The organism is Streptomyces sp. NPDC058051, from assembly GCF_042885475.1.
Classification (GTDB): domain Bacteria; phylum Actinomycetota; class Actinomycetes; order Streptomycetales; family Streptomycetaceae; genus Streptomyces.
On the sequence record NZ_JBHVRW010000086.1, the window covers coordinates 1 to 1,356 of the forward strand.

1 protein-coding gene and 1 pseudogene are annotated in these 1,356 nt (G+C 70.3%); both read right to left on the bottom strand.

The features are described 5' to 3' along the window. Positions 1-36 precede the first annotated feature (36 nt). The gene (locus ACFVUT_RS37715; protein WP_389671186.1) at positions 37-597 is read right to left on the bottom strand and encodes a histidine phosphatase family protein; all 561 of its coding nucleotides are present in this window, start codon (positions 595-597) and stop codon (positions 37-39) included. 27 nt (positions 598-624) lie between these two features. Beyond that, positions 625-1,260, bottom strand: a pseudogene (locus ACFVUT_RS37720) (transposase); the annotation flags it as partial. Positions 1,261-1,356 lie beyond the last annotated feature (96 nt).

Genomic DNA, 1,356 nt, shown 5'->3' on the forward strand with positions numbered 1-1,356 from the left:
CTCCTCAGACTCAGCTAGTGCTGTGACCGGGAAGGTTTACCGGGTCGACGGGGTCCAGCCAGCGGGAAGCATGTAGTGCCAGCCCGGGCGCCAGGCGGGTGGGGCTTCGACGAGGTCTTCCAACGAGGCCCCGGCGAGCAAGCAGTCCAGGGCCCATCGGTTGGCCGAGTGGGCGATCACCAGGATCCGTCCGCCGTTCCAGCGCGTGGCCAGGTCGTACAGGAACACGTCGGTGGCCGCGAGGACCTGGCGGTAGCTCTGACCGCCGGGGAAGGGTTCGTCGATGCGGCGAGCCCGCTGGGCGGCAATGCGGGCGGCAGGTGCTCCGTTGAGGTCCCCGTAGTTGCACTCGCGCAGCCGGATGTCCTGGCGGATCGAGGGCGTGCCGTCGGGGAACGCGATCCGGGCCGTCTCCAGAGTTCGGTGGAGGTCGGAGGTGAACACCGCGGCAAAGCCGCCAGCGCGTCGGCGTTCGCCGAGTTCCGCGGCCTGACAGCGGCCGAGTTCCGAGAGCTGGCCGGGGAGCCAGCCGGTGGCGATGCCCGCCTCGTTGTCGGTGGTGGTGGCGTGCGTCTCGTAGACGATCTCTACTGCCATCGCGGGTCTCCTGCTTGCCGGGGCGGGTCAGGCTGCTTCGGTGAGTGGTCGGCCTCCCCAGCGCAGGCCCTTCTCGCTGCGGATGCGCGCTCGTTCGCGGCGTTGGGCGGAGAGGACGTCGGGGTGGCGGGCGTTGGTGTTGCGCCAGCGCAGGTAGGCGTGCAGGGCCCGGGTCTGGACGGTGTGGTTGCGGTGGTTCGAGTTGGCGATGGTGAACTGCCGCAGCGGCCCGAAGTGGGCCTCGATCGGGTTCGCCCACGAGGCATAGGTCGGGGTGAAGCACAGCTCGACCCGGTGCTTCCTCGCCCAGCTCCGGATCTGCTCGCCCTTGTGGGCGGACAGGTTGTCCATGATCGCGTAGATCGGGGCGCCGTCGGGGCGGGCGGCCCGGATGGACTTCAGTGCGGCCAGGGTGTTCGCCGCGCCCTTCTTGCGGCGGTTGACGCCCCACAGGGTGTCGTCGCCGATCGAGTAGCAGCCGTGGAAGTACCGGATCCCGTGGGTGCGGTGGTAGGTCGCGGGGTGCCGCTCGGGGTGGCCGGCGGGGGCCCAGCCCGAGCCGGCGGTGGGTCGGATGCCGAGGGGGCCGAACTCGTCGAAGGCGAAGACCCGGTCCGGGAAGCGTTCCAGGACCTCCTCGATCCGGTCCAGCTTCGTGTGACGGCTCCACCTGGATCACCTCCGGCGCGGGCAGCGTCCTCTTCATCGCCGGGGAAGCGGGCGACCTCGCCGTCACCCTGCACCACATCTATCACGCAC